The organism is Klebsiella variicola (genome assembly GCF_000828055.2).
Taxonomy (GTDB): domain Bacteria; phylum Pseudomonadota; class Gammaproteobacteria; order Enterobacterales; family Enterobacteriaceae; genus Klebsiella; species Klebsiella variicola.
This window is the reverse complement of record NZ_CP010523.2, coordinates 4,708,532-4,731,741: the sequence shown is the minus strand read 5'-3', so window position 1 is coordinate 4,731,741 and position 23,210 is coordinate 4,708,532. Positions and strand designations below refer to the sequence as shown.

The following is a 23,210-nucleotide window of genomic DNA, read 5'->3' as shown; positions in this document are numbered from 1 at the left end:
TGTTGGCGCAGATACGACGGATTTGCTATATTGCGCGCTTGTTTACCAGGAGTGTTTCGCTATGACATCCCGACGAGACTGGCAATTACAGCAGCTGGGCATTACCCAGTGGTCGCTGCGCCGACCGGGGGCGTTGCAGGGCGAAATCGCTATCTCGCTTCCTGAACATATTCGTCTGGTGATGGTGGCAGAAACCCCGCCGTCGCTGACAGAGCCGCTGATTGGCGACATATTACGCGCGCTGGCCGTGACGCCAGATCAGGTCCTGCAGCTTACCCCCGAGCGGGTGGCGATGCTGCCGCAGGACAGCCGTTGCAACAGCTGGCGGTTGGGCACAGAGGCGTCGCTGCCGCTGGCGGGCGCCCAGGTGTCCACCCCCGCTTTTGATGAACTTCAGACCAGCGCGCCTGCTCGCAGGGCGCTCTGGCAACAAATCTGCGCACATGAACACGATTTCTACCCTCAGCACGGCTGATTTATCCAACGCCTGGCAAATCGAAAAACGCGCCCACGCTTTCCCGTGGAGCGAACAGACCTTTGCCAGCAATCAGGGTGAACGTTATCTGAATTACCAACTGGCAGTGGATGGGGAAATGGCGGCATTTGCCATTACTCAGATTGTCCTTGATGAAGCGACGCTGTTTAACATCGCCGTCGACCCCGCATACCAGCGCCGTGGCCTGGGACGGGAACTGCTGGAACATGTTATCGATGAAGTTGAAAAACGCGGCGTCGTCACGCTGTGGCTGGAGGTGCGCGCTTCCAACGCAGCCGCCATTGCGCTCTATGAAAGCGTGGGTTTTAACGAAGCGACCATCCGCCGCAACTACTATCCGACGGTCGACGGGCGCGAAGACGCCATTATTATGGCTCTGCCAATCAGTATGTAAGACAAGGTGATACGATGAAATGGGACTGGATTTTCTTTGATGCCGATGAAACGTTGTTTTCGTTTGATTCTTTCAGCGGCTTACAGCGGATGTTTCTCGACTACAGCGTGACATTTACCGCCGAAGATTTTCAGGACTATCAGGCCGTGAATAAGCCGCTGTGGGTGGATTATCAAAACGGCGTCATCACCTCGCTGCAGCTGCAGCACCAGCGCTTTGACAGCTGGGCGGAACGTTTGAATGTTAAGCCGGGTGAGCTCAACGACGCGTTTATGAATGCGATGGCGGAAATCTGTGCCCCGCTGCCGGGGGCGGTCTCGCTGCTCAACGCGCTGCAGGGCAAGGTCAGGATGGGCATCATCACCAACGGTTTTACCTCGCTGCAGCAGACTCGTCTGGAACGCACAGGTTTACGCGATCACTTTGATTTACTGATTATTTCTGAAGAAGTCGGCGTCGCCAAGCCGGATGCGCGCATCTTCGATTACGCGCTGGCGCAGGCGGGTAATCCACCGCGCTCGCGAGTACTGATGGTCGGTGATACCGCTGAGTCGGATATCCGCGGCGGCGTGAATGCCGGCCTGGCGACCTGCTGGCTGAATGCGCACCAGCAAACGCTGCCGGTAGACCTGCAGCCCGACTGGACGGTGACCTCGTTAAGCGAACTGGAGCAGCTCCTGTGTAAACACTGATTGCCTCCCCCCCATTGATGGGTAAAATAGCCGCAATTTTTCGTATTCCACATGCGCAGCCCGTTGCTGCGTTTACTTAGAAGATTAATTATGACGTTGTCTCCTTATCTGCAAGAGGTGGCCAAACGCCGCACTTTTGCCATTATTTCTCACCCGGATGCCGGTAAGACCACCATCACCGAAAAGGTGCTGCTGTTCGGACAGGCGATTCAGACCGCCGGTACCGTAAAAGGCCGTGGCTCCAGCCAGCATGCAAAGTCCGACTGGATGGAGATGGAAAAGCAGCGTGGGATCTCAATCACCACCTCGGTGATGCAGTTCCCGTATCACGACTGCCTGGTGAACCTGCTGGATACGCCGGGGCACGAAGACTTCTCCGAAGATACCTACCGTACTCTGACGGCGGTTGACTGCTGTCTGATGGTGATCGACGCGGCGAAAGGCGTTGAAGACCGGACCCGTAAGCTGATGGAAGTTACCCGTCTGCGCGACACGCCGATCCTCACCTTTATGAACAAACTCGACCGTGATATCCGCGATCCGATGGAGTTGCTGGATGAAGTTGAGAATGAGCTGAAAATCGGCTGCGCGCCGATTACCTGGCCTATCGGCTGTGGCAAGCTGTTCAAAGGCGTTTATCATCTCTACAAAGATGAAACCTACCTGTATCAGACCGGTAAAGGCCACACCATTCAGGAAGTGCGCATCGTGAAGGGGCTCAACAACCCGGAACTCGACGCAGCGGTGGGGGAAGACCTGGCGCAGCAGTTGCGCGACGAGCTGGAGCTGGTGCAGGGCGCGTCAAACGAGTTCGATAAAGATCTGTTCCTGGCGGGCGAAATCACCCCGGTGTTCTTCGGGACCGCGTTAGGTAACTTCGGCGTTGACCATATGCTGGATGGCCTGGTGGAGTGGGCGCCGGCGCCGATGCCGCGTAACACCGACACGCGTGAAGTCACCGCCACGGAAGAGAAATTCACCGGCTTCGTGTTTAAAATTCAGGCCAACATGGACCCGAAACACCGCGACCGTGTGGCTTTCATGCGCGTGGTGTCCGGCAAATATGAAAAAGGCATGAAGCTGCGTCAGGTGCGTATCGGTAAAGACGTCGTGATTTCCGACGCGCTGACCTTTATGGCCGGCGACCGTTCTCACGTTGAAGAAGCGTATCCGGGCGATATCATCGGCCTGCATAACCACGGCACCATTCAGATTGGCGATACCTTCACCCAGGGCGAGATGATGAAGTTCACCGGTATTCCGAACTTCGCACCGGAACTGTTCCGTCGTATTCGCCTGAAGGATCCGCTGAAGCAGAAACAGCTGCTGAAAGGGCTGGTTCAGCTCTCTGAAGAGGGCGCGGTACAGGTCTTCCGTCCGATCGCCAATAACGACCTGATCGTCGGCGCCGTTGGTGTGCTGCAGTTTGACGTGGTGGTAGCGCGTCTGAAAAGCGAATACAACGTGGAAGCGATTTACGAATCGGTCAACGTGGCCACCGCGCGCTGGGTTGAATCCACGGATGTGAAGAAATTCGAAGAGTTCAAACGTAAAAACGAAGTTCAGCTGGCGCTGGATGGCGGCGATAATCTGACCTATATCGCCCCGACAATGGTCAACCTGAACCTGACGCAGGAGCGTTATCCTGACGTGGTGTTCCGCAAAACGCGCGAGCACTAATCCCTGATGAAGCGCGGCATAGCCCGCGCTTTTTTCTTTCCAAGCTCGCGTTTCCCTCCTTCTGGAAAGTTCTTAAAACACCGCTAATTCGTCTGTTTTTTGTCCATATCATCCGCAACCCCTTCGTCTGTCTACTATATTTAATTCGTGATTTTAAAAATGCTGGCGTAATTCACTGCTTTCAGACGCCAGCGCTGGTGAAAAAACGAGGACATCACGATGACCAGACTAAAGAATGCCAATATGTTGCTGGCGCTCTTCTTAGGCTTAGCCGCGTTGAACGCCTCGGCAGAGACGGAAAAAACAACGGTAGACAGTGCGAAGTCGGCTGCCAGCAATGCGGGAGAGGCGGTAGACAATTCGATTAATAAAGTCGGCGATTTTATGGATGACAGCACCATTACCGCGCGGGTAAAAGCGGCGTTGATCGACCATAAAGATATTAACTCCGGCGATATTTCGGTGAAAACGGAGAATAAAGTGGTCACCCTCAGCGGCGACGTCACCAGTACTGAACAGAAAAGTCAGGCACTGAGCGTAGCGAAAGGGGTCGAAGGCGTCTCGCACGTTAACGACAAGCTGACGGTCCATCATAAATCATCGAGCGAGACGGCGACGCTGAAAGGCTATGCCGGGGATACCGCCATTACCAGCGAAGTGAAAGCCAAGCTGCTGGCGGATGACATTGTCCCTTCGCGCAATGTGAAAGTCGAAACCAACGCCGGCGCGGTGCATCTGACCGGTACGGTGGCTTCCGCGGCGCAGGCGGAGCGTGCGGCAGAGATTGCGAAAGCGGTCTCCGGCGTGAAAAGCGTCCGCAACGATCTTAGCGTTAAGTAAATCGAGTTATTAACAAAAGTGTTGTCTGGCCAAGGTTGCCGAACGAATAGCAGCATCCTCTGAGCGATGAGCTATACAGAAAGGGTGCGCAAACCGCTGTTCACCGTCCATTATGGTAAGGAGAAAAGTATGTTTCGATGGGGAATTATTTTTCTGGTCATTGCATTAATTGCTGCGGCCCTGGGCTTTGGTGGTCTGGCGGGTACTGCCGCTGGCGCCGCGAAAATCGTCTTTGTCGTCGGGATTATCCTGTTCCTGGTGAGCCTGTTTACAGGACGCAGACGTCCTTAGGTGGCCCGCGATGCGGGCGATGCTGAAGCCTGAGCATTTTTACTGACACGTCATCTTACACAAAGCCAGTCCTGCGGACTGGCTTTCGCGGTTTAAGCGATGGGCAAATTGCGTTACCTTGTCAGGAGAAGACCAATCGAACAGGAAAGCAGGGTGGGGCAACGCATTCCCGTCACGCTGGGCAATATCGCCCCGCTGGCGGTTAAACCCTTCCGACCAGGTAAGCTGGCGCTGGTATGCGAAGGCGGGGGACAGCGAGGGATTTTTACTGCCGGGGTGCTGGACGAATTTATGCGCGCCGGATTTAACCCCTTTGATCTGATGTTGGGGACCTCCGCTGGCGCGCAAAACCTCTCCGCCTACATGTGTAATCAGCAAGGCTATGCCCGCAAAGTTATCACCCGCTACACCACCTCACGCCAGTTTTTCGATCCGATGCGCTTTGTGCGCGGCGGCAACCTTATCGATCTCGACTGGCTGGTGGAGGCCACTTCGCAGCAGATGCCGCTGGCCATGAATTATGCTGAAGCGCAGTTCGCGTTGGGGAAAGAGCTGTGGCTGTGCGCCTGCCGCGGTGACGATTACTCTGCCAGCTATTTTTCGCCGACGCCGCAAACGTGGCTGGACCTGATCCGCGCCTCCAGCGCCATCCCCGGCTTTTATCGCAGCGGCGTGTTGCTCGACGGCGTCAGCTACCTTGACGGCGGCGTCAGCGATGCGATCCCGGTGCAGGAGGCGGCCCGCCGCGGCGCGCAGACCATCGTGGTGATCCGTACCGTCCCCTCGCAGATGTTTTATACCCCGCAGTGGTTTAAGCGGATGGAGCGCTGGCTGGGGGAGAGCAGCCTGCAGCCGCTGGTCAATCTGGTGCACCACCACGAAAACACTTACCGCGCTATCCAGCAGTTCATCGAGAAGCCACCCGGCAAGCTGCGGATCTTCGAAATCTACCCGCAGCGGCCATTGCGCAGTATGGCGCTTGGCAGTCGGCTGCCGGCGCTGCTGGAGGACTACAAAACCGGACGTCAGTGTGGCCGCTATTTCCTGGCGACGGTGGGTAAACTGCTGGCCGACCAGCCGCCGCTGCTGCGCCATGCGCCGCGTATTGCCCGGCCTGCGCCGGTGGTGGTGCCGCCCGTACCGGTGGCCAATGAAGCGCCTCAGGCGACTGTCATTCCTGCACCGCAGGCGAATGACGCCAGCTTTGATCATGAGGATCTGGCATGAGCCACCGTTTTATCGATACCCACTGCCACTTCGATTTTCCTCCCTTCGCCGAGGATGAAACCGCCAGCCTGGCGCGCGCGGCCCAGGCCGGTGTCGGGCAGATCATTGTCCCGGCCATCTCCGCTGCGCGTTTTAACCGGGTGCTGGCGCTGGCGGCGCAGCATGAGGCGCTGTACGCCGCGCTGGGCATGCATCCGATCGTCATTGAGCAGCATGCCGATGAGGGGTTGGCGCAGCTGGAGAGGTGTCTGTCCCTGCGTCCGCCAAAACTGGTGGCGGTGGGGGAGATTGGCCTCGATCTCTATCGCGACGATCCGCAGTTTGACCGCCAGCAAGCGCTGCTGGAGGAGCAACTGAGGCTGGCGAAGCGTTACGATCTGCCGGTGATCCTCCACTCCCGACGTACCCACGATAAGCTGGCGATGCTGCTGAAAAAACATGCCCTGCCGCGCACCGGCGTGGTACATGGCTTCGCCGGCAGCCTACAGCAGGCCGAGCGCTTCGTTCAGCTCGGCTATAAGATTGGCGTTGGCGGCACCATTACCTATCCGCGCGCCAGCAAAACCCGCGAAGTGATGGCGCGTCTGCCGCTTTCCGCGCTGCTGCTGGAGACCGATGCGCCGGATATGCCGCTGAATGGTTTTCAGGGTCAGCCGAACCGCCCTGAACAGGTGGCGCGCGTATTTGACGCGCTATGTGAACTGCGCGCGGAACCGGCACCGACGATTGAAGCCGCGGTGATGGCGAATACAAAAAGCCTCTTTTCCGCGCTCGCGGGCTAAGCCTCTCCTTTTCCGCCCGAGATGAAGCAGGCCTCGATTTTGGCCTTCTGTGATAATTCCATCATTTTTTGTCCATCTAAAATTCTTTATATCTCAATAATAAACTGTTGTTTATGGCGACGATGTGCACAAATTGTGCGCCATGGCGTCGAGAAACCTTAGTAGGATATGTTAGAATAATAACATCATCACTCACTGCGCTTTGCCGGTTATGCTTAAACAGGACGTAAAGGTAAGCGTCGCGATAGTGGATGATTAATTGTGACTTGAATCACATCACAGTAATGCAAATTAGTAAGTAGTTTTCATTAACTGTGATGAATGTCGAAGTGTAACAGCGAGTGGATGTTACAATAGTAACAGACTCGCAAGGTGAACAAACTATTGATCCGGCATGACGCCGGCGGAGTATGAAATGACTGATTTAAAAGCAAGCAGCCTGCGCGCGTTAAAACTGATGGACCTGACCACCCTGAATGACGACGACACCAATGAGAAAGTCATTGCCCTGTGTCATCAGGCGAAAACCCCGGTGGGTAACACTGCGGCGGTGTGTATCTACCCGCGCTTCATCCCGATTGCCCGTAAAACGCTGAACGAGCAAGGAACGCCGGATATTCGCATCGCCACGGTCACCAACTTCCCGCACGGTAATGACGATATCGACATTGCGCTGGCGGAAACCCGCGCAGCGATCGCTTACGGTGCCGATGAAGTGGACGTGGTCTTCCCGTACCGCGCGCTGATCGTCGGCAACGAGCAGGTCGGTTTCGAGCTGGTGAAAGCCTGTAAAGAGGCCTGCGCGGCGGCCAACGTGCTGCTGAAAGTGATCATCGAAACCGGTGAGCTGAAAGAAGAAGCGCTGATCCGCAAAGCGTCTGAAATCTCTATCAAGGCAGGCGCTGACTTTATCAAGACTTCGACCGGTAAAGTGCCGGTGAATGCCACGCCGGAAAGCGCGCGCATCATGATGGAAGTGATCCGCGATATGGGCGTTGAGAAAACCGTTGGCTTCAAGCCTGCCGGCGGCGTACGCAGCGCGGAAGATGCGCAGCAGTTCCTGGCGATCGCTGATGAACTGTTCGGCGCCGACTGGGCCGATTCTCGTCACTATCGTTTTGGCGCATCCAGCCTGCTGGCTAGCCTGTTGAAAGCGCTGGGTCACGGCGACGGCAAGAGCGCCAGCAGCTACTAATCCCTTGATTTGCCGGATGGCGCTGCGCTTATCCGGCCTACGAATGGATGCCTGTAGGCCGGATAAGGCGCTCGCGCCGTCATCCGGCAATTTATTCTCTTTGGGAGGTTACCGTGTTTCTCGCACAAGAAATTATTCGTAAAAAACGTGATGGTCATGCATTAAGCGATGAAGAGATCCGCTTTTTCATCAACGGCATCCGCGACAATACTATCTCAGAAGGGCAGATCGCCGCGCTGGCGATGACCATTTTCTTCCACGATATGTCCATGCCGGAGCGTGTTTCGCTGACCATGGCGATGCGGGATTCCGGCACCGTTCTCAACTGGAAAAGTCTTAACCTCAACGGCCCGATCGTCGATAAACACTCCACCGGCGGCGTGGGTGACGTGACCTCGCTGATGTTGGGGCCAATGGTGGCCGCCTGCGGCGGTTATGTACCGATGATCTCCGGGCGTGGCCTCGGCCATACCGGCGGTACGCTGGATAAACTGGAAGCGATCCCGGGCTTCGATATCTTCCCGGACGACAACCGCTTCCGCGAGATTATTAAAGATGTCGGCGTGGCGATTATCGGGCAGACCAGCTCGCTTGCTCCGGCCGACAAACGTTTCTATGCCACCCGCGATATTACCGCGACGGTGGACTCCATCCCGCTGATTACCGCCTCGATTCTGGCCAAGAAACTGGCGGAAGGGCTGGACGCGCTGGTGATGGACGTCAAAGTCGGCAGCGGCGCCTTTATGCCGACTTATGAACTCTCTGCCGCGCTGGCCGAAGCGATCGTGGGTGTTGCCAACGGCGCCGGCGTGCGTACCACCGCGCTGCTGACCGATATGAATCAGGTGCTGGCATCCAGCGCCGGCAACGCCGTTGAAGTTCGCGAAGCGGTGCAGTTCCTGACCGGCGAATATCGCAACCCACGCCTGTTCGACGTGACGATGGCGCTGTGTGTGGAAATGCTGATCTCCGGCAAGCTGGCGGCGGATGACGCCGAGGCGCGCGCGAAGCTGCAGGCGGTGCTGGAGAACGGTAAAGCGGCGGAAGTCTTTGGCCGCATGGTCGCGGCGCAGAAAGGGCCGACCGACTTTGTCGAGAATTATGATCATTATCTGCCGACGGCGATGCTGAGCAAAGCGGTCTATGCTGATACCGAAGGTTTTATCAGCGCGATGGATACTCGCGCGCTGGGAATGGCAGTGGTTTCTATGGGCGGCGGCCGCCGCCAGGCATCAGATACCATTGACTATAGCGTTGGCTTTACCGATATGGCGCGTCTGGGTGACCACGTTGACGGACAGCGTCCGCTGGCGGTGATCCATGCCAAAGACGAGAACAGTTGGCAGGAGGCCGCGAAAGCGGTCAAAGCGGCCATTAAACTGGACGATAAAGCCCCGGAAATTACACCGACAGTCTATCGCCGCATCACTGAATAGCGATATACTGATCTGATCGCTTTTTTGCAGCGCAAGATGTATGGAGAACAAGATGAAACGTGCATTTATCATGGTGCTGGACTCCTTTGGGATTGGTGCAACGGAAGACGCAGACCGCTTTGGCGACGTCGGCGCCGATACGCTGGGCCACATTGCGGAAGCCTGCGCCAAAGGCGAGGCTGACAATGGCCGCAAAGGCCCGCTGAATTTACCGAACCTGACCCGTCTGGGTCTGGTGAAAGCGCATGAAGGTTCTACCGGTAAAATTGCCGCCGGAATGGATGGCAATGCCGAAGTGATTGGTGCCTATGCCTGGGCGCATGAACTCTCTTCTGGTAAAGATACGCCGTCCGGTCACTGGGAAATCGCCGGTGTGCCGGTGCTGTTTGACTGGGGCTACTTTAGCGACCATGAAAACAGCTTCCCGCAGGAGCTGCTGGATAAGCTGGTGAAACGCGCCAACCTGCCGGGCTACCTCGGCAACTGCCACTCCTCCGGGACGGTGATCCTCGATCAGCTCGGCGAAGAACATATGAAAACCGGGAAACCGATCTTCTATACCTCCGCTGACTCGGTGTTCCAGATCGCTTGTCACGAAGAGACCTTTGGCCTCGACAAGCTGTATGAGCTGTGCGAAATTGCGCGTGAAGAGCTGACCGAAGGCGGCTATAACATTGGCCGCGTCATCGCCCGTCCGTTTATCGGCGACAAAGCCGGTAACTTCCAGCGTACCGGCAACCGTCACGATCTGGCGGTCGAACCGCCGGCGCCGACCGTGCTGCAGAAGCTGGTTGACGAGAAGAACGGCCACGTGGTGTCCGTGGGTAAAATCGCCGACATCTACGCCAACTGCGGCATCACTAAGAAAGTGAAAGCCACCGGGCTGGACGCGCTGTTCGACGCGACCATCAAAGAGATGAAGGAAGCGGGCGACGAGACCATCGTCTTCACTAACTTCGTCGACTTTGACTCCTCCTGGGGCCACCGTCGCGATGTCGCCGGCTACGCGGCGGGTCTGGAGCTGTTCGACCGCCGTCTGCCGGAGCTGATGGAGCTGGTTGGCGAGGACGACATTCTGATCCTCACCGCCGACCATGGCTGTGACCCGACCTGGACCGGTACCGACCATACCCGCGAGCATATTCCGGTGCTGGTGTACGGCCCGAAAGTGAAACCGGGTTCGCTCGGTCACCGTGAAACCTTCGCGGACATCGGCCAGACTATTGCGAAATACTTTGGTACGTCTGACATGGAATATGGCAAAGCCATGTTCTGAGGTCATTGCCCGGTGGCGCACAGCGATCCGGGCCTACGATTTGTAGGCCGGGTAAGGCGTAGCCGCCACCCGGCAAAAACAACAATGTAAAAGGAACTGAAGATGGCAACTCCTCACATTAACGCAGAAATGGGCGATTTCGCTGACGTCGTTTTGATGCCGGGCGACCCGCTGCGCGCGAAGCACATTGCAGAAACCTTCCTTGAAGACGTGCGTGAAGTGAACAACGTGCGCGGCATGCTGGGCTTCACCGGTACTTATAAAGGCCGCAAAATCTCCGTGATGGGCCACGGGATGGGTATCCCGTCCTGCTCAATCTACACCAAAGAGCTGATCACCGATTTCGGCGTGAAGAAAATCATCCGCGTGGGCTCCTGCGGCGCGGTGCGTGAAGATGTCAAACTGCGTGACGTGGTGATCGGCATGGGCGCGTGCACCGACTCTAAAGTGAACCGTCTGCGTTTCAAAGACCATGATTTCGCGGCAATTGCCGATTTCGGCATGGTGCGTAACGCGGTAGACGCGGCGAAAGCGCTGGGCGTTGACGCGCGCGTAGGCAACATCTTCTCCGCTGACCTGTTCTATACGCCAGACCCGTCCATGTTCGACGTGATGGAAAAATACGGCATCCTGGGCGTGGAAATGGAAGCGGCCGGGATCTACGGCGTGGCGGCAGAATTCGGCGCGAAAGCGCTGACCATCTGCACCGTCTCCGACCACATCCGTACTCACGAGCAGACCACTGCCGCTGAGCGTCAGACGACCTTCAACGATATGATCAAAATCGCGCTGGAATCGGTACTGCTGGGCGACCAGGAGTAAGCGTGGTATAGCCCGGTGGCGCTTTGTTTACCGGGCTTGCATCAAATCTGTAGGCCGGATAAGGCGTAGCCGCCATCCGGCTTTTTTTATCAGCGCACCGCGCCGGCTATCCACGCCGACAGTTCTTTGAGTTCCGCTTCCTGCTCCGGGAAATCGCCGACCAGCGCCTCACACTGCTGCTGCAAGACTTCCGCCCGATACTGACAGCCAACTAAGCGTGCCGCCAGGGCCTCCAGCGGCGCCGGGTTCAGGCTATCGGTAAAGGCTTGCGTGCGGGTGATATGGCCTTTCTCGACATCAAAATGCAGCTCAACGCCGCCCCAGCGAAAGCGCTCGTCCAGCAGATGAGAGAAGGCCGGCGCCTGGCCGAAGTTCCACTCCCAGCTGCTCTGGCGGGCGAAGGTCTCAGCAAAATTCGGCAGGTCCGGCGTGTTGTCCGGGGAGATCACCTCGGCGTCCACCCGTTCGCCGTAATGGTTGAAGAACGCCTCCTGAATCGCCTCGCAAATGTGCTGATGGGTAATGCCCGGCAGCAGCTCAACCAGGTTCGCCACGCGACCGCGCACCGAGGTAATGCCTTTGGCCTGTAGCTTTTTCTGGTCCGGGTTAAGGTAGTTAGCGAGGCGACTTAAATCGGCATTCAGCAGCAGGGTGCCGTGATGGAAGCCGCGGTCGATGGTTTCGCGATAGGCGGAACCAGACACCTTGCGGTCGCCGCTGTCGGTTTTGACCACCAGATCGTTGCGCCCGGAGGCTTCGGCGGTTACGCCGAGTGAATTGAGCGCCGCCAGCACGATAGCGGTGGAGACGGTTTTGTCGTACTCCGGTTTGCCTGCCATAAAGGTAAAGCAGGTATTGCCGAGGTCGTGGAACACCGCGCCGCCGCCGCTGCTGCGACGGGCCAGCCGCACGTGATCTTCCTCCATGCGGCGAGTATTACACTCCTTCCACGGATTCTGCGCGCGGCCGATGACCACGGTATCGGCATTGCGCCACAGGAACAGCACCCGCTGGGTGGCGGGCATCTGGCGGAAAATACACTCCTCGACCGCCAGGTTGAACCACGGGTCGTAAGAGTCAGAGAGCAGGAGGCGCAATGTGGACATTATAGATTTCCTTTCTTTTCATCGTCTTCATCCTCAACCGGCTTGTTGGCGGTGAGCAGGAAGGGCGATTGCTGCCAGCGGGTGCGTTTGCCCTGCAGCAGCGTGCGGGTCAGCACCACGCCGATAGCCAGGGACAGCAACAGCATCAGGCGTAATATATTGGTGGTATTATCCACCTGCTTCGCCTCGGTCGCCAGGGTATGAGTATCGAGGGTCAGACGCAGGTAGCCCAGCGGGCCGTTTTTTCCCGGAACCGGCTCGACAATCTGCTGGTTGAAGTAGCCGCCGGCTTTTTTGCCATCCAGCGCCAGCCGGTCGCGAACCTCGACGCTTTCGCCAGAGCGTGCCACCAGGTCGCCCTGTTCGTCATACACGCCGGCGTCCAGTACGCGGCTGTTATGGGTCAGCTGCGTCAACAGTTGATTAATGCGCTTCTCGTCCGGTGTTTCGCTGCGCATCAGCGGCACGAGATTCAGTACCACCTGCTGCGCCAGCGTGCGGGCCAGCTCTTCCAGCTGCGGATTGCGTTGTTTCTGACTGTTCTGACTGAACCACGAGGCGCCCTGCATCAGTGCGACGAGCAGCGCCAGACAGATAAGGACAATGACCGCACGATGCAGCCGGAATTTCAGTTTTGCGCGAACCATATTCCACCTTTGAAAATTTGCAGCTTAATGTTGCCAGAAGCGCTGGTTACAAGGTAGCCTCATGCGTTATTTTCCTCGCCTGAATGAAGAGATGTGGAGCCGTAATGCCTAACAGTTTGACCTGGTGCGACCTGCCTGAAGACGTTTCCCTGTGGCCTGGGTTGCCGCTTTCCCTGAGCGGCGATGAGGTCATGCCGCTGGATTATCACGCCGGGCGCAGCGGCTGGCTGCTGTACGGGCGTGGGCTGAATAAGCGCCGTCTGACGGACTGGCAGCGCGAGCTGGGCGCCGCGTTAGTGATCGTTGCCTCCTGGGTGGTCGAGGATTACCAGGTGATCCGCCTGGCCGGTTCGCTGACTCCCCGTGCGACGCGACTGGCGCATGAGGCGGGGCTGGACGTCGCGCCATTGGGTAAAATCCCCCATCTGCGCACCCCGGGCCTGCTGGTGATGGACATGGACTCCACGGCGATCCAGATCGAATGCATCGATGAGATTGCGAAACTGGCTGGCACCGGCGAGCTGGTCTCGGAAGTGACCGAGCGGGCGATGCGTGGGGAGCTGGACTTCACCGCCAGCCTGCGCCAGCGCGTGGCGACACTGAAAGATGCGGATGCCAGTATTTTGCTGCAGGTGCGCGACGCGCTGCCGCTGATGCCGGGCCTGGCACAGCTGGTGCTCAAGCTGGAAACGTTAGGCTGGAAAGTGGCGATCGCCTCCGGCGGCTTCACCTTCTTTGCGGAGTACCTGCGCGACAAGCTGCATCTCGACGCGGTGTTCGCCAATGAGCTGGAGATCCGCGACGGCAAGCTCACCGGCAACGTGCTCGGCGATATCGTCGATGCGAAATATAAAGCCAATACGCTGCGCAAGCTGGCGGAAAAGTATGAGATCCCAACGGCGCAAACTGTGGCTATCGGTGATGGCGCCAACGACCTGCCGATGATTAAGGCGGCAGGCCTCGGCATCGCCTATCACGCGAAGCCTAAAGTGAATGAACAGGCGGAAGTGACTATCCGCCACGCTGACCTGATGGGGGTATTCTGTATTCTCTCGGGCAGCATGAACCAAAAGTAAGAGGTAAACGTGGCGAAAGCTCCAAAACGCGCATTTGTCTGTAATGAATGTGGTGCGGATTATCCGCGCTGGCAGGGGCAGTGCAGCGCCTGCCATGCCTGGAACACCATCACCGAGATGCGCATCGCCGCGTCGCCGCAGGTGGCGAGAAACGAGCGTCTTTCAGGCTATGCCGGTAACGCCGGCGTGTCGAAGGTGCAGAAGCTGTCAGATATCAGCCTGGAGGCGCTGCCGCGTTTCTCCACCGGCTTTAAAGAGTTTGACCGCGTGCTGGGCGGCGGCGTAGTGCCGGGCAGCGCGATCCTGATTGGCGGCAACCCCGGCGCCGGGAAATCGACGCTGCTGCTGCAAACCCTCTGCAAACTGGCGGAGGGGATGAAAACCCTGTACGTCACCGGGGAGGAGTCCCTGCAACAGGTGGCGATGCGCGCCCATCGTCTCGGGTTGCCGACGGCCAACCTGAACATGCTCTCGGAAACCAGCATTGAGCAGATCTGTCAGATCGCCGATGAAGAAAAGCCGCAGCTGATGGTGATCGACTCCATCCAGGTGATGCATATGGCCGACGTGCAGTCGTCGCCGGGCAGTGTCGCCCAGGTACGTGAAACCGCGGCTTATTTGACGCGCTTTGCTAAAACTCGCGGCGTGGCGATTGTGATGGTCGGCCACGTCACCAAAGATGGCTCGCTGGCCGGTCCGAAGGTGCTGGAGCACTGTATCGACTGCTCGGTGCTGCTGGATGGGGATGCCGATTCCCGTTTCCGCACGTTACGTAGCCACAAAAACCGCTTTGGCGCGGTCAATGAACTCGGCGTTTTCGCCATGACCGAGCAGGGCCTGCGCGAAGTCAGCAACCCCTCCGCTATCTTCCTTAGCCGGGGAGATGAAATCACCTCCGGCAGTTCGGTGATGGTGGTCTGGGAAGGGACCCGCCCGCTGCTGGTGGAGATCCAGGCGCTGGTGGATCACTCGATGATGTCCAACCCGCGCCGCGTGGCGGTGGGGCTGGAACAGAACCGTCTGGCGATCCTGCTGGCGGTGCTGCATCGTCACGGCGGCCTGCAGATGGCCGATCAGGACGTCTTCGTCAACGTGGTTGGCGGGGTGAAGGTCACCGAAACCAGCGCTGATCTGGCGCTGCTGCTGGCGATGGTTTCCAGCCTGCGCGATCGCCCGCTGCCACAGGATCTGGTGGTCTTTGGCGAAGTCGGGCTGGCCGGGGAAATTCGCCCGGTGCCGAGCGGTCAGGAGCGTATATCCGAAGCGGCGAAGCATGGTTTCCGCCGCGCCATCGTCCCGGCGGCCAATGTGCCGAAAAAAGTACCGGAAGGCATGCAAATCTTTGGTGTGAAAAAGCTTTCAGACGCGCTAAGCGTTTTTGACGACTTATAATAAGTTAAAAGGAGATTAGCGATGTCGTCATTTGACTATTTAAAAAGCGCCATTAAGCAGAAAGGCTGTACCCTGCAGCAGGTGGCGGAAGCCAGCGGAATGACCAAGGGGTATCTCAGCCAGCTGCTGAATGCCAAAATCAAAAGCCCGAGCGCGCAGAAGCTTGAAGCGCTGCATCGTTTCCTCGGGCTGGAGTTTCCCCGCCGGCAGAAAAGCGTCGGCGTGGTGTTTGGTAAGTTTTACCCGCTGCATACCGGGCATATCTATCTGATACAGCGCGCCTGTAGCCAGGTCGATGAGCTACATATCATCATGGGCTATGACGATACCCGCGACCGCGAGCTGTTTGAAGAGAGCGCCATGTCGCAGCAGCCGACGGTGCCTGACCGCCTGCGCTGGCTGCTGCAGACCTTTAAATATCAGAAGAATATTCGCATCCACGCCTTCAATGAAGAGGGGATGGAGCCCTATCCGCATGGCTGGGACGTCTGGAGTCATGGGATCCGCGCTTTTATGAGTGAAAAAGGGATCGAGCCGAACCGGATCTATACCTCGGAAGAGGCCGATGCGCCGCAGTACCTTGAGCATCTGGGGATCGAGACGGTGCTTATCGATCCTAAGCGGACCTTTATGAATATTAGCGGCGGACAGATCCGCGAGAACCCGTTCCGCTACTGGGAATATATTCCGACGGAAGTGAAACCGTTCTTTGTGCGGACGGTGGCGATCCTCGGCGGCGAGTCGAGCGGTAAATCGACGCTGGTCAATAAGCTCGCCAATATCTTCAATACCACCAGCGCCTGGGAATATGGCCGGGATTATGTCTTTTCACATCTCGGCGGCGATGAGATGGCGCTCCAGTATTCGGATTACGATAAAATTGCCCTCGGACATGCGCAGTATATTGATTTTGCAGTGAAATACGCCAACAAGGTGGCGTTTATCGATACCGACTTCGTCAGCACTCAGGCCTTCTGCCTGAAGTACGAGGGGCGTGAGCACCCGTTCGTGCAGGCGCTGATTGATGAATACCGTTTCGACCTGGTGATCCTGCTGGAGAACAATACCCCGTGGGTGGCCGATGGGTTACGCAGCCTTGGGAGTTCGGTGGATCGTAAAGAGTTTCAGTCGCTGCTGGTGTCGCTGCTGAAAGAGAACGAGATCGAGTTTGTCCATGTTAAGGAGTCGGACTACGATGCCCGGTTCCTGCGCTGCGTTGAGCTGGTGAAACAGCTGATGGGCGAGCAGGGGTAGGTCCTCTGCGGGCTGTTGCCCTCACCCCAACCCTCTCCCGGTGGGAGAGGGAGCAAACCCTAAAAAAGGCAACTTGCGTTGCCTTTTTGCATTTACCTTGCCCTCACCCCAACCCTCTCCCGGTGGGAGAGGGAGCAAACAATAAAAAAGGCAACCGAAGTTGCCTTTTTGCGTTTTATTTCGCGATACGCTTGTACTTGATTCGCTTCGGCTCCAGCGCGTCGGCGCCGAGGGTGCGTTTCTTGTACTCTTCGTACTCGGTAAAGTTACCTTCGAAGAACTCAACCTTACCTTCATCCTGGTAATCCAGAATGTGGGTGGCAATACGGTCAAGGAACCAGCGGTCGTGCGAGATAACCATCGCGCAGCCCGGGAACTCCAGCAGGGCGTTTTCCAGCGCGCGCAGGGTTTCGATATCCAGGTCGTTGGTCGGTTCATCGAGCAGCAGGACGTTACCGCCGACCTGCAGCAGTTTCGCCAGGTGCAGACGACCACGCTCACCGCCGGACAGCTCGCCAACGCGTTTACCCTGGTCGACGCCTTTGAAGTTAAAGCGGCCCACGTAGGCGCGGCTCGGCATCTCGGTGTTGCCGATCTTCATGATATCCAGGCCGCCAGACACTTCTTCCCACACGGTCTTGCTGTTGTCCATCGCGTCGCGGAACTGATCGACGGAGGCCAGCTTAACGGTTTCACCCAGGGTGATGGTGCCGGAATCTGGCTGCTCCTGGCCGGACATCATACGGAACAGGGTGGATTTACCCGCGCCGTTCGGACCGATGATGCCGACGATAGCGCCTTTCGGTACCGAGAAGCTCAGATCGTCAATCAGCACGCGGTCGCCGTAGGATTTGCGCAGATGGCTGACTTCCAGAACTTTATCGCCCAGACGCGCGCCTGGCGGAATGAACAGTTCGTTAGTCTCGTTGCGTTTCTGGTATTCGACGTTGTTAAGCTCTTCAAAGCGCGCCAGACGGGCTTTGCCCTTAGACTGACGGCCTTTCGCGCCCTGGCGAACCCACTCGAGCTCTTTCTCGATGGATTTACGACGCGCCGCTTCCTGAGAAGCTTCCTGCGCCAGACGCTGATCTTTCTGCTCCAGCCAGGAGGAGTAGTTGCCTTCCCACGGAATACCTTCGCCGCGGTCAAGTTCGAGGATCCAGCCGGCGACGTTGTCGAGGAAGTAACGGTCGTGGGTAATCGCCACCACGGTGCCTTCGAAATCGTGCAGGAAGCGTTCCAGCCAGGCGACGGACTCGGCGTCCAGGTGGTTGGTCGGTTCGTCGAGCAGCAGCATATCTGGTTTTTCCAGTAGCAGGCGGCACAGCGCGACGCGGCGGCGTTCACCACCGGAAAGATTCGCGATTTTCGCATCCCAGTCCGGCAGGCGCAGGGCATCGGCCGCGCGCTCCAGCTGCACGTTCAGGTTGTGGCCGTCGTGCGCCTGGATAATCTCTTCGAACTTGCCTTGCTGGGCGGCAAGCTTATCGAAGTCCGCATCCGGCTCAGCGTATTTGGCATACACTTCGTCCAGACCCTTCAGCGCGTTAACCACTTCGGCGACCGCTTCTTCAACGGACTCGCGCACGGTGTGCTCCGGGTTGAGCTGCGGCTCCTGCGGCAGGTAGCCGATTTTGATGCCAGGCTGCGGACGCGCTTCACCTTCGATCTCGGTGTCGATACCGGCCATGATGCGCAGCAGGGTAGACTTACCGGCGCCGTTCAGACCGAGCACACCGATTTTCGCGCCAGGGAAGAAGCTGAGGGAGATATTTTTCAAAATATGACGTTTCGGCGGAACCACTTTGCCGACACGATGCATGGTATAAACGAATTGAGCCACGTTGGACTTCGCCTCTTTCTATTTTGATAGATAGTTCAAAGCCGAAGTGTAGCCTTTTTCGCGCGCTAATCCCAGCGAGGCGACAGGATTCACAGAAGCGTAAAAAAATGTCCAGGACATGGCGCGTTTAGCGTTGTCTGATTAGCATAAGTAAAGCTGCCTGCCGAACCGGCGGGGGCTTTTAAGCGGCACGATGCTGCGAAAATGCACCGGAAAGAGGAAGAGCTTGTGGAAAAAGCCAAAAAAATGGCGTGGCGTCTTTTGGCTGCCAGCGTTGGTCTGTTGACGTTGAGTCAGCTGGCGCATGCGGATTCACTGGATGAACAGCGCAACCGCTACGCACAAATTAAGCAGGCGTGGGATAACCGGCAGATGGATGTAGTCGACCAGCTGATGCCCACGTTAAGCACCTATCCCCTGTACCCCTATTTGCAGTACCGGCAGATCACCGACGATCTGATGAACCAGCCGGCACTGGTGGTGAAAAACTTTATTGACGCCAATCCGACGCTGCCCCCGGCGCGTTCATTACGTTCGCGCTTCGTGAATGAGCTGGCCCGGCGCAGCGACTGGCGCGGCCTACTGGCGTTTAGTCCCGATAAGCCGACCAGCACCGAGGCACAGTGCAACTATTACTACGCCAAGCTGAGCGTGGGGCAGTCGCAGGAAGCCTGGAGCGGGGCGAAAGACCTGTGGCTGACGGGCAAGAACCAGCCTGGCGCCTGTGAGCCGCTGTTCAGCGCCTGGCGCGACTCCGGACAGCAGGATCCGCTGGCCTATCTCGAACGGATCCGCCTGGCGATGAAGGCCGGCAATATCGGGCTGGTCAAATCGCTGGCTCAGCAAATGCCCGGCAACTATCAGAGCATCGCTTCCGCCGTCGTCGCCCTGGCTAACGATCCAAACAGCGTTCTGACCTTTGCCCGCACCACCGGGGCGACGGACTTTACCCGCCAGATGGCCGCCGTCGCCTTCGCCAGCGTCGCCCGTCAGGATGTGGAAAATGCCCGCCTGATGATCCCTTCGCTGGTGCAGGCTCAGCAGCTCAATGAGGATCAGACTCAGGAGCTACGTGATATTGTCGCCTGGCGCCTGATGGGTACCGATGTAACCGAAGAGCAGGCTATCTGGCGCGATGACGCGATCATGCGCTCACAGTCCACGCCGCTGGTGGAGCGGCGCGTGCGGATGGCGCTGGGGACGGGCGATCGCCATGGTCTGAACACCTGGCTGGCGCGCCTGCCGATGGAGGCGAAAGAGAAAGACGAATGGCGCTACTGGCAAGCGGATCTGCTGCTGGAGCGCGGTAGGGACGAGGAGGCGCAGGCGATCCTTCGCTCGTTGATGCAACAGCGAGGCTTCTATCCGATGGTCGCTGCGCAGCGACTTGGCGAGGAGTATACCTTCCGCATCGATAAAGCCTCGGGAACGATCGATCCGGCGCTGGCTTCCGGTCCGGAGATGGCGCGGGTACGCGAGCTGATGTACTGGAATATGGATAACACCGCGCGCACAGAATGGGCGAACCTCGTCACCAGCCGAACCAAATCCCAGCAGGCGCAGCTGGCGCGTTACGCTTTTGATCAGCACTGGTGGGATCTGAGCGTGCAGGCGACGATCGCCGGCAAACTGTGGGATCAGCTGGAGGAGCGCTTCCCGCTGGCGTATAACGATCTGTTCGCGCGTTACATCAGTGGCAAAGATATCCCGCAGAGCTATGCGATGGCGATTGCCCGCCAGGAGAGTGCCTGGAACCCGAAAGTGCGCTCGCCGGTTGGCGCCAGCGGACTGATGCAGATTATGCCGGGCACCGCGACGCATACCGTCAGCATGTTCAGCATTCCCGGCTACAGCGGCCCGTCGCAGCTGTTGGATCCGGAAACCAACATCAACATCGGCACCAGCTATCTGCAGTATGTCTACCAGCAGTTCGGCAATAACCGTATCTATGCCTCGGCGGCCTATAACGCCGGGCCGGGCCGGGTTCGTACCTGGCAGGGGAACAGCGCCGGACGGATCGATGCGGTGGCGTTTATCGAGAGTATTCCGTTCTCGGAAACCCGCGGCTACGTGAAGAATGTCCTCTCCTATGACGCCTACTATCGCTACTTTATGGGGCAGCAGGATAAGCTCTTCAGCGATGCGGAGTGGCGGCAGCGTTACTGATCGCCGGGAAGTATGTTATGCTTTGTACTCGTTGAAGAGTACATTCGACGGGCAGCGTAAGCTGCCCGTCTCAATATGGTGGCGCGATATGACCCAACAATCTCCTTATTCCGCGGCCGTTGCCGAACAACGTCATCAGGAGTGGCTGCGCTTTGTGGCGCTGTTACAGCAGGCCTATGCTGAGGATCTGCATCTGCCATTGCTGCAGCTGATGCTGACCCCCGACGAGCGCGAAGCGCTGGGCACCCGGGTGCGCATTATTGAAGAGCTGCTGCGCGGCGAGATGAGCCAGCGCGAACTGAAAAATGAGCTCGGCGCCGGGATTGCGACCATTACCCGCGGGTCGAACAGCCTGAAATCAGCGCCGGCCGAACTGCGTCAGTGGCTGGAACAGACGCTGTTGGCTAGCGATAAATAGCGTTATGAAACGGGCTCAACGCCAGCACGACCGCCTGATGGTAAACGCTGCTGCGGGTTAATTTTCCACCGGTGAAAACCCCAATCGCTCCCTCTTTACGACCGATCTGGTCGATGCCGGTATACTGCGACATGACCGGTCCCAGGGCTTCACCAGCGCGAACCTGCTCAAGAATAACCTCAGGTAACGGCAGCGTGGCTGAGCGTGCTTCTCCGCGCCGATCAGCGCTTTCAATGACCACCCAGCTAAAGGTGCTGCCATCGTCGATACCGGCCTCAATGGCCACCCAGAAATCGGCACTGGGTTGGACAAGACGCGCATTGGCGACGCGATTTCGTGCGCCAGCGCGCGTTTCCTCGCTGCCGAAGGGCTGTTCCGGCACGCCGCTCTCGACGGAGACGGACTCAATATGGCAGGATCCTTCGCCGAAAATCTCGTTAAAAGCCTGCAGAATTGCCTGAATTTTGGCGGGATTAGTGGTCGCTGAGACAACATGGTGCATAATCAAAACAACTCAGAATAAACTAACGTCATCGCAGTATACTCTAAATCACCCTCAGGGCAGGCGGTAATGCCCAAACCCGGTTGATAACGAGTCCAGAACGGAAAAAAAGCATGTTACAGGTATACCTTGTTCGCCACGGTGAAACGCAGTGGAACGCCGAGCGACGTATTCAGGGTCAGTCCGATAGCCCGCTGACCGCACACGGTGAGCGCCAGGCCTGGCAGGTTGGCGAGCGCGCCAGAACGCTGGGGATCACCCATATTATTACCAGCGATCTGGGACGAACCCGCCGCACAGCAGAGATTATCGCCGAAGCCTGCGGCTGCAGCGTGATCGCCGATGCGCGTCTGCGCGAGCTGGATATGGGGGTGCTGGAGAAGCGCCATATCGACTCGCTCAGCGACGAAGAAGAGGGCTGGCGTCGCCAGCTGGTCAACGGCACGCCGGATGGCCGTATTCCGCAGGGCGAATCGATGCAGGAGCTCAGCGAGCGGATGCATGCGGCGCTGGCATCCTGTCTGGAATTACCGGCCGGTAGCCGACCGCTGCTGGTGAGTCATGGGATTGCGCTGGGCTGCCTGGTAAGCACGATTTTAGGGCTGCCGGCATACGCTGAGCGTCGTTTGCGACTGCGCAACTGCTCTATCTCGCGCGTTGACTATCAGCAAAGCCCGTGGCTGGCTTCCGGCTGGGTGGTGGAAACGGCGGGCGACGTCTCGCATCTTGACGCCCCCGCGATGGACGAGCTGCAGCGTTAACGACGAATCGGGATCAGATACTCGCAGCGTAACTGAATCGGCGTAGCCTGATCCCGGTTTTCATCTTCAGGGTAGAAGCGTTCAATATCCAGCCCCTTGCGACGGGTCAGGTTTAGCATCGGCATGCAGGTACCGTAGACCGTCAGGATGAATTCCTGCAGGCCGGTGCCCAGTCCTTCATACGTGAACATGACATACTCGCCGCCCTCCAGGGTGACCGGGTGGGCGTTCTGCAGATGACCATTAGCCATCTCCGGCGTCAACGCGGTGGTATAGAACACTTCCTGCTCATCGTCTTTCTCCAGGCTCGGACGCGGCTCATGCAGCCCGTAGAGCACCGGAGGGATCGACGGCGAATTGCCGAGGAAGTCCCGCCAGAACTGGACGCGCATCTGGTTGCGGAAATCGGAGATTTCCTCGAGCTTACAGGTATAGCTCTGGGTGACGCCGAGCAACTGAGTGGTGGGCAGGGCGACAAATTCATGCTTTGGCAGCGTGAATTCGCCAAGACGCAGCGGCGGACGCATACCGAACGAGCTCCAGTCCGGGGAGCGGCGGTAGAGCGCCGGCGTCAGCGAGAACTGCTTTTTAAATGCCCGGGTGAAGGTCTGCTGGGAGTCGAAACGGTACTGAAGCGCAATATCAAGGATTGGACGGGCGGTTAGACGTAATGCGACAGCAGATTTCGATAACCGGCGCGCGCGAATATAGGCACCGATGGCATGGCCGGTGACATCCTTAAACATTCGCTGTAAATGCCACTTGGAATAACCTGCCTTCGCCGCCACATTGTCCAGAGAAAGCGGCTGATCCAGGTGACCTTCCAGCCAGCTAAGGAGATCGCGAATAATCCCTGCTTGATCCATAAAATGTCCCCATCCTTAAACACAGGTGCCTGATATTAAAGTAGCGGA

The 23,210-nt window shown here is 57.9% G+C and carries 23 protein-coding genes; 18 read left to right on the top strand and 5 right to left on the bottom strand.

What is annotated here, in order from left to right; all coding sequences use genetic code 11:
- The first annotated feature begins 61 nt into the window (after positions 1 to 61).
- From SP68_RS22125 to deoD, 12 genes are all read left to right on the top strand, one after another.
- Complete coding sequence (locus tag SP68_RS22125) at positions 62 to 475, top strand: DNA polymerase III subunit psi (RefSeq protein ID WP_004146046.1); 414 nt, start codon at positions 62 to 64, stop codon at positions 473 to 475.
- Positions 444 to 890 (top strand): ribosomal protein S18-alanine N-acetyltransferase, encoded by a 447-nt coding sequence (rimI, locus tag SP68_RS22120; protein ID WP_008807531.1) that lies wholly within the window; start codon positions 444 to 446, stop codon positions 888 to 890. The genes SP68_RS22125 and rimI overlap by 32 nt, the downstream gene beginning before the upstream one ends.
- Before the next feature lie 14 nt (positions 891 to 904).
- Positions 905 to 1,582 carry a pyrimidine 5'-nucleotidase gene (yjjG, locus tag SP68_RS22115; RefSeq protein WP_008807530.1) on the top strand — a complete coding sequence of 226 codons (678 nt, stop codon included), beginning with the start codon at positions 905 to 907 and terminating at the stop codon, positions 1,580 to 1,582.
- 90 nt (positions 1,583 to 1,672) lie between these two features.
- Positions 1,673 to 3,262 carry a peptide chain release factor 3 gene (prfC, locus tag SP68_RS22110; protein ID WP_008807529.1) on the top strand — a complete coding sequence of 530 codons (1,590 nt, stop codon included), beginning with the start codon at positions 1,673 to 1,675 and terminating at the stop codon, positions 3,260 to 3,262.
- Positions 3,263 to 3,481: 219 nt separating this feature from the next.
- Positions 3,482 to 4,102 (top strand): molecular chaperone OsmY, encoded by a 621-nt coding sequence (gene osmY / locus SP68_RS22105; RefSeq protein ID WP_008807528.1) that lies wholly within the window; start codon positions 3,482 to 3,484, stop codon positions 4,100 to 4,102.
- A 129-nt stretch (positions 4,103 to 4,231) separates the two neighbouring features.
- The gene (locus SP68_RS22100) at positions 4,232 to 4,393 is read left to right on the top strand and encodes a DUF1328 domain-containing protein (protein WP_002887716.1); all 162 of its coding nucleotides are present in this window, start codon (positions 4,232 to 4,234) and stop codon (positions 4,391 to 4,393) included.
- A 153-nt stretch (positions 4,394 to 4,546) separates the two neighbouring features.
- Positions 4,547 to 5,620: a patatin-like phospholipase family protein gene (locus SP68_RS22095; protein WP_008807527.1), complete on the top strand. Its 1,074-nt coding sequence runs from the start codon at positions 4,547 to 4,549 to the stop codon at positions 5,618 to 5,620.
- A complete protein-coding gene (locus SP68_RS22090) occupies positions 5,617 to 6,402 on the top strand; it encodes a TatD family hydrolase (protein WP_022065753.1) in 786 nt (261 codons plus the stop codon). The genes SP68_RS22095 and SP68_RS22090 overlap by 4 nt, the downstream gene beginning before the upstream one ends.
- Positions 6,403 to 6,817: 415 nt before the next feature.
- The gene (deoC, locus tag SP68_RS22085) at positions 6,818 to 7,597 is read left to right on the top strand and encodes a deoxyribose-phosphate aldolase (protein WP_074184587.1); all 780 of its coding nucleotides are present in this window, start codon (positions 6,818 to 6,820) and stop codon (positions 7,595 to 7,597) included.
- A gap of 113 nt (positions 7,598 to 7,710) precedes the next feature.
- On the top strand, positions 7,711 to 9,033 hold the full coding sequence (gene deoA / locus SP68_RS22080; protein ID WP_022065752.1) for a thymidine phosphorylase: 1,323 nt from the start codon (positions 7,711 to 7,713) through the stop codon (positions 9,031 to 9,033).
- A 52-nt stretch (positions 9,034 to 9,085) separates the two neighbouring features.
- Positions 9,086 to 10,309 (top strand): phosphopentomutase, encoded by a 1,224-nt coding sequence (gene deoB, locus SP68_RS22075; RefSeq protein WP_016160264.1) that lies wholly within the window; start codon positions 9,086 to 9,088, stop codon positions 10,307 to 10,309.
- Between the two features lie 102 nt (positions 10,310 to 10,411).
- The gene (gene deoD / locus SP68_RS22070; protein WP_004886539.1) at positions 10,412 to 11,131 is read left to right on the top strand and encodes a purine-nucleoside phosphorylase; all 720 of its coding nucleotides are present in this window, start codon (positions 10,412 to 10,414) and stop codon (positions 11,129 to 11,131) included.
- A gap of 89 nt (positions 11,132 to 11,220) precedes the next feature.
- Here deoD and lplA read toward each other — a convergent pair whose 3' ends face one another.
- Positions 11,221 to 12,237 carry a lipoate--protein ligase LplA gene (gene lplA / locus SP68_RS22065; RefSeq protein ID WP_040972809.1) on the bottom strand — a complete coding sequence of 339 codons (1,017 nt, stop codon included), beginning with the start codon at positions 12,235 to 12,237 and terminating at the stop codon, positions 11,221 to 11,223.
- Positions 12,237 to 12,884 (bottom strand): YtjB family periplasmic protein, encoded by a 648-nt coding sequence (locus tag SP68_RS22060; RefSeq protein WP_012542920.1) that lies wholly within the window; start codon positions 12,882 to 12,884, stop codon positions 12,237 to 12,239. The genes lplA and SP68_RS22060 overlap by 1 nt, the downstream gene beginning before the upstream one ends.
- Before the next feature lie 104 nt (positions 12,885 to 12,988).
- Here SP68_RS22060 and serB point away from each other — a divergent pair, with 104 nt between their 5' ends.
- The 3 genes from serB to nadR are packed head-to-tail and all read left to right on the top strand — an operon-like array spanning position 12,989 to position 16,606.
- Entirely contained in the window at positions 12,989 to 13,960 is a 972-nt protein-coding gene (serB, locus tag SP68_RS22055) for a phosphoserine phosphatase (protein ID WP_016160266.1), read from the top strand.
- A 9-nt stretch (positions 13,961 to 13,969) separates the two neighbouring features.
- The gene (gene radA, locus SP68_RS22050) at positions 13,970 to 15,352 is read left to right on the top strand and encodes a DNA repair protein RadA (protein WP_002887800.1); all 1,383 of its coding nucleotides are present in this window, start codon (positions 13,970 to 13,972) and stop codon (positions 15,350 to 15,352) included.
- A 21-nt stretch (positions 15,353 to 15,373) separates the two neighbouring features.
- Entirely contained in the window at positions 15,374 to 16,606 is a 1,233-nt protein-coding gene (gene nadR / locus SP68_RS22045) for a multifunctional transcriptional regulator/nicotinamide-nucleotide adenylyltransferase/ribosylnicotinamide kinase NadR (protein WP_002887802.1), read from the top strand.
- A 175-nt stretch (positions 16,607 to 16,781) separates the two neighbouring features.
- On the opposite strand, the gene ettA is transcribed toward nadR, so the two are convergent.
- Complete coding sequence (gene ettA / locus SP68_RS22040; RefSeq protein ID WP_012968984.1) at positions 16,782 to 18,449, bottom strand: energy-dependent translational throttle protein EttA; 1,668 nt, start codon at positions 18,447 to 18,449, stop codon at positions 16,782 to 16,784.
- A gap of 228 nt (positions 18,450 to 18,677) precedes the next feature.
- Between ettA and sltY the strand changes: the two genes are divergently transcribed.
- Both sltY and trpR read left to right on the top strand, forming a co-directional pair.
- Complete coding sequence (sltY, locus tag SP68_RS22035) at positions 18,678 to 20,615, top strand: murein transglycosylase (RefSeq protein WP_040972824.1); 1,938 nt, start codon at positions 18,678 to 18,680, stop codon at positions 20,613 to 20,615.
- Positions 20,616 to 20,703: 88 nt separating this feature from the next.
- Entirely contained in the window at positions 20,704 to 21,033 is a 330-nt protein-coding gene (gene trpR, locus SP68_RS22030) for a trp operon repressor (protein ID WP_008807518.1), read from the top strand.
- Here trpR and yjjX read toward each other — a convergent pair.
- The gene (gene yjjX, locus SP68_RS22025; RefSeq protein ID WP_008807517.1) at positions 21,020 to 21,535 is read right to left on the bottom strand and encodes an inosine/xanthosine triphosphatase; all 516 of its coding nucleotides are present in this window, start codon (positions 21,533 to 21,535) and stop codon (positions 21,020 to 21,022) included. The genes trpR and yjjX overlap by 14 nt on opposite strands.
- A 113-nt stretch (positions 21,536 to 21,648) precedes the next feature.
- Here yjjX and gpmB point away from each other — a divergent pair, with 113 nt between their 5' ends.
- Positions 21,649 to 22,296 (top strand): 2,3-diphosphoglycerate-dependent phosphoglycerate mutase GpmB, encoded by a 648-nt coding sequence (gpmB, locus tag SP68_RS22020; protein WP_008807516.1) that lies wholly within the window; start codon positions 21,649 to 21,651, stop codon positions 22,294 to 22,296.
- Here the strand turns inward: gpmB and robA are convergent.
- On the bottom strand, positions 22,293 to 23,162 hold the full coding sequence (gene robA, locus SP68_RS22015; RefSeq protein WP_008807515.1) for an MDR efflux pump AcrAB transcriptional activator RobA: 870 nt from the start codon (positions 23,160 to 23,162) through the stop codon (positions 22,293 to 22,295). The two genes, gpmB and robA, sit on opposite strands and share 4 nt — an antisense overlap.
- Between the last annotated feature and the right edge of the window lie 48 nt (positions 23,163 to 23,210).

Excerpts from the sequence above, each read along its gene's own strand:
- robA (WP_008807515.1), bottom strand. The coding sequence starts at position 23,162 with ATGGATCAAGCAGGGATTATTCGCGATCTCCTTAGCTGGCTGGAAGGT.
- SP68_RS22125 (WP_004146046.1), top strand. The coding sequence starts at position 62 with ATGACATCCCGACGAGACTGGCAATTACAGCAGCTGGGCATTACCCAG.
- yjjG (WP_008807530.1), top strand. The coding sequence starts at position 905 with ATGAAATGGGACTGGATTTTCTTTGATGCCGATGAAACGTTGTTTTCG.
- gpmB (WP_008807516.1), top strand. The coding sequence starts at position 21,649 with ATGTTACAGGTATACCTTGTTCGCCACGGTGAAACGCAGTGGAACGCC.
- SP68_RS22090 (WP_022065753.1), top strand. The coding sequence starts at position 5,617 with ATGAGCCACCGTTTTATCGATACCCACTGCCACTTCGATTTTCCTCCC.
- deoD (WP_004886539.1), top strand. The coding sequence starts at position 10,412 with ATGGCAACTCCTCACATTAACGCAGAAATGGGCGATTTCGCTGACGTC.
- osmY (WP_008807528.1), top strand. The coding sequence starts at position 3,482 with ATGACCAGACTAAAGAATGCCAATATGTTGCTGGCGCTCTTCTTAGGC.
- SP68_RS22100 (WP_002887716.1), top strand. The coding sequence starts at position 4,232 with ATGTTTCGATGGGGAATTATTTTTCTGGTCATTGCATTAATTGCTGCG.
- deoC (WP_074184587.1), top strand. The coding sequence starts at position 6,818 with ATGACTGATTTAAAAGCAAGCAGCCTGCGCGCGTTAAAACTGATGGAC.
- prfC (WP_008807529.1), top strand. The coding sequence starts at position 1,673 with ATGACGTTGTCTCCTTATCTGCAAGAGGTGGCCAAACGCCGCACTTTT.
- trpR (WP_008807518.1), top strand. The coding sequence starts at position 20,704 with ATGACCCAACAATCTCCTTATTCCGCGGCCGTTGCCGAACAACGTCAT.
- deoB (WP_016160264.1), top strand. The coding sequence starts at position 9,086 with ATGAAACGTGCATTTATCATGGTGCTGGACTCCTTTGGGATTGGTGCA.
- rimI (WP_008807531.1), top strand. The coding sequence starts at position 444 with ATGAACACGATTTCTACCCTCAGCACGGCTGATTTATCCAACGCCTGG.
- SP68_RS22060 (WP_012542920.1), bottom strand. The coding sequence starts at position 12,884 with ATGGTTCGCGCAAAACTGAAATTCCGGCTGCATCGTGCGGTCATTGTC.
- lplA (WP_040972809.1), bottom strand. The coding sequence starts at position 12,237 with ATGTCCACATTGCGCCTCCTGCTCTCTGACTCTTACGACCCGTGGTTC.
- nadR (WP_002887802.1), top strand. The coding sequence starts at position 15,374 with ATGTCGTCATTTGACTATTTAAAAAGCGCCATTAAGCAGAAAGGCTGT.
- yjjX (WP_008807517.1), bottom strand. The coding sequence starts at position 21,535 with ATGCACCATGTTGTCTCAGCGACCACTAATCCCGCCAAAATTCAGGCA.
- serB (WP_016160266.1), top strand. The coding sequence starts at position 12,989 with ATGCCTAACAGTTTGACCTGGTGCGACCTGCCTGAAGACGTTTCCCTG.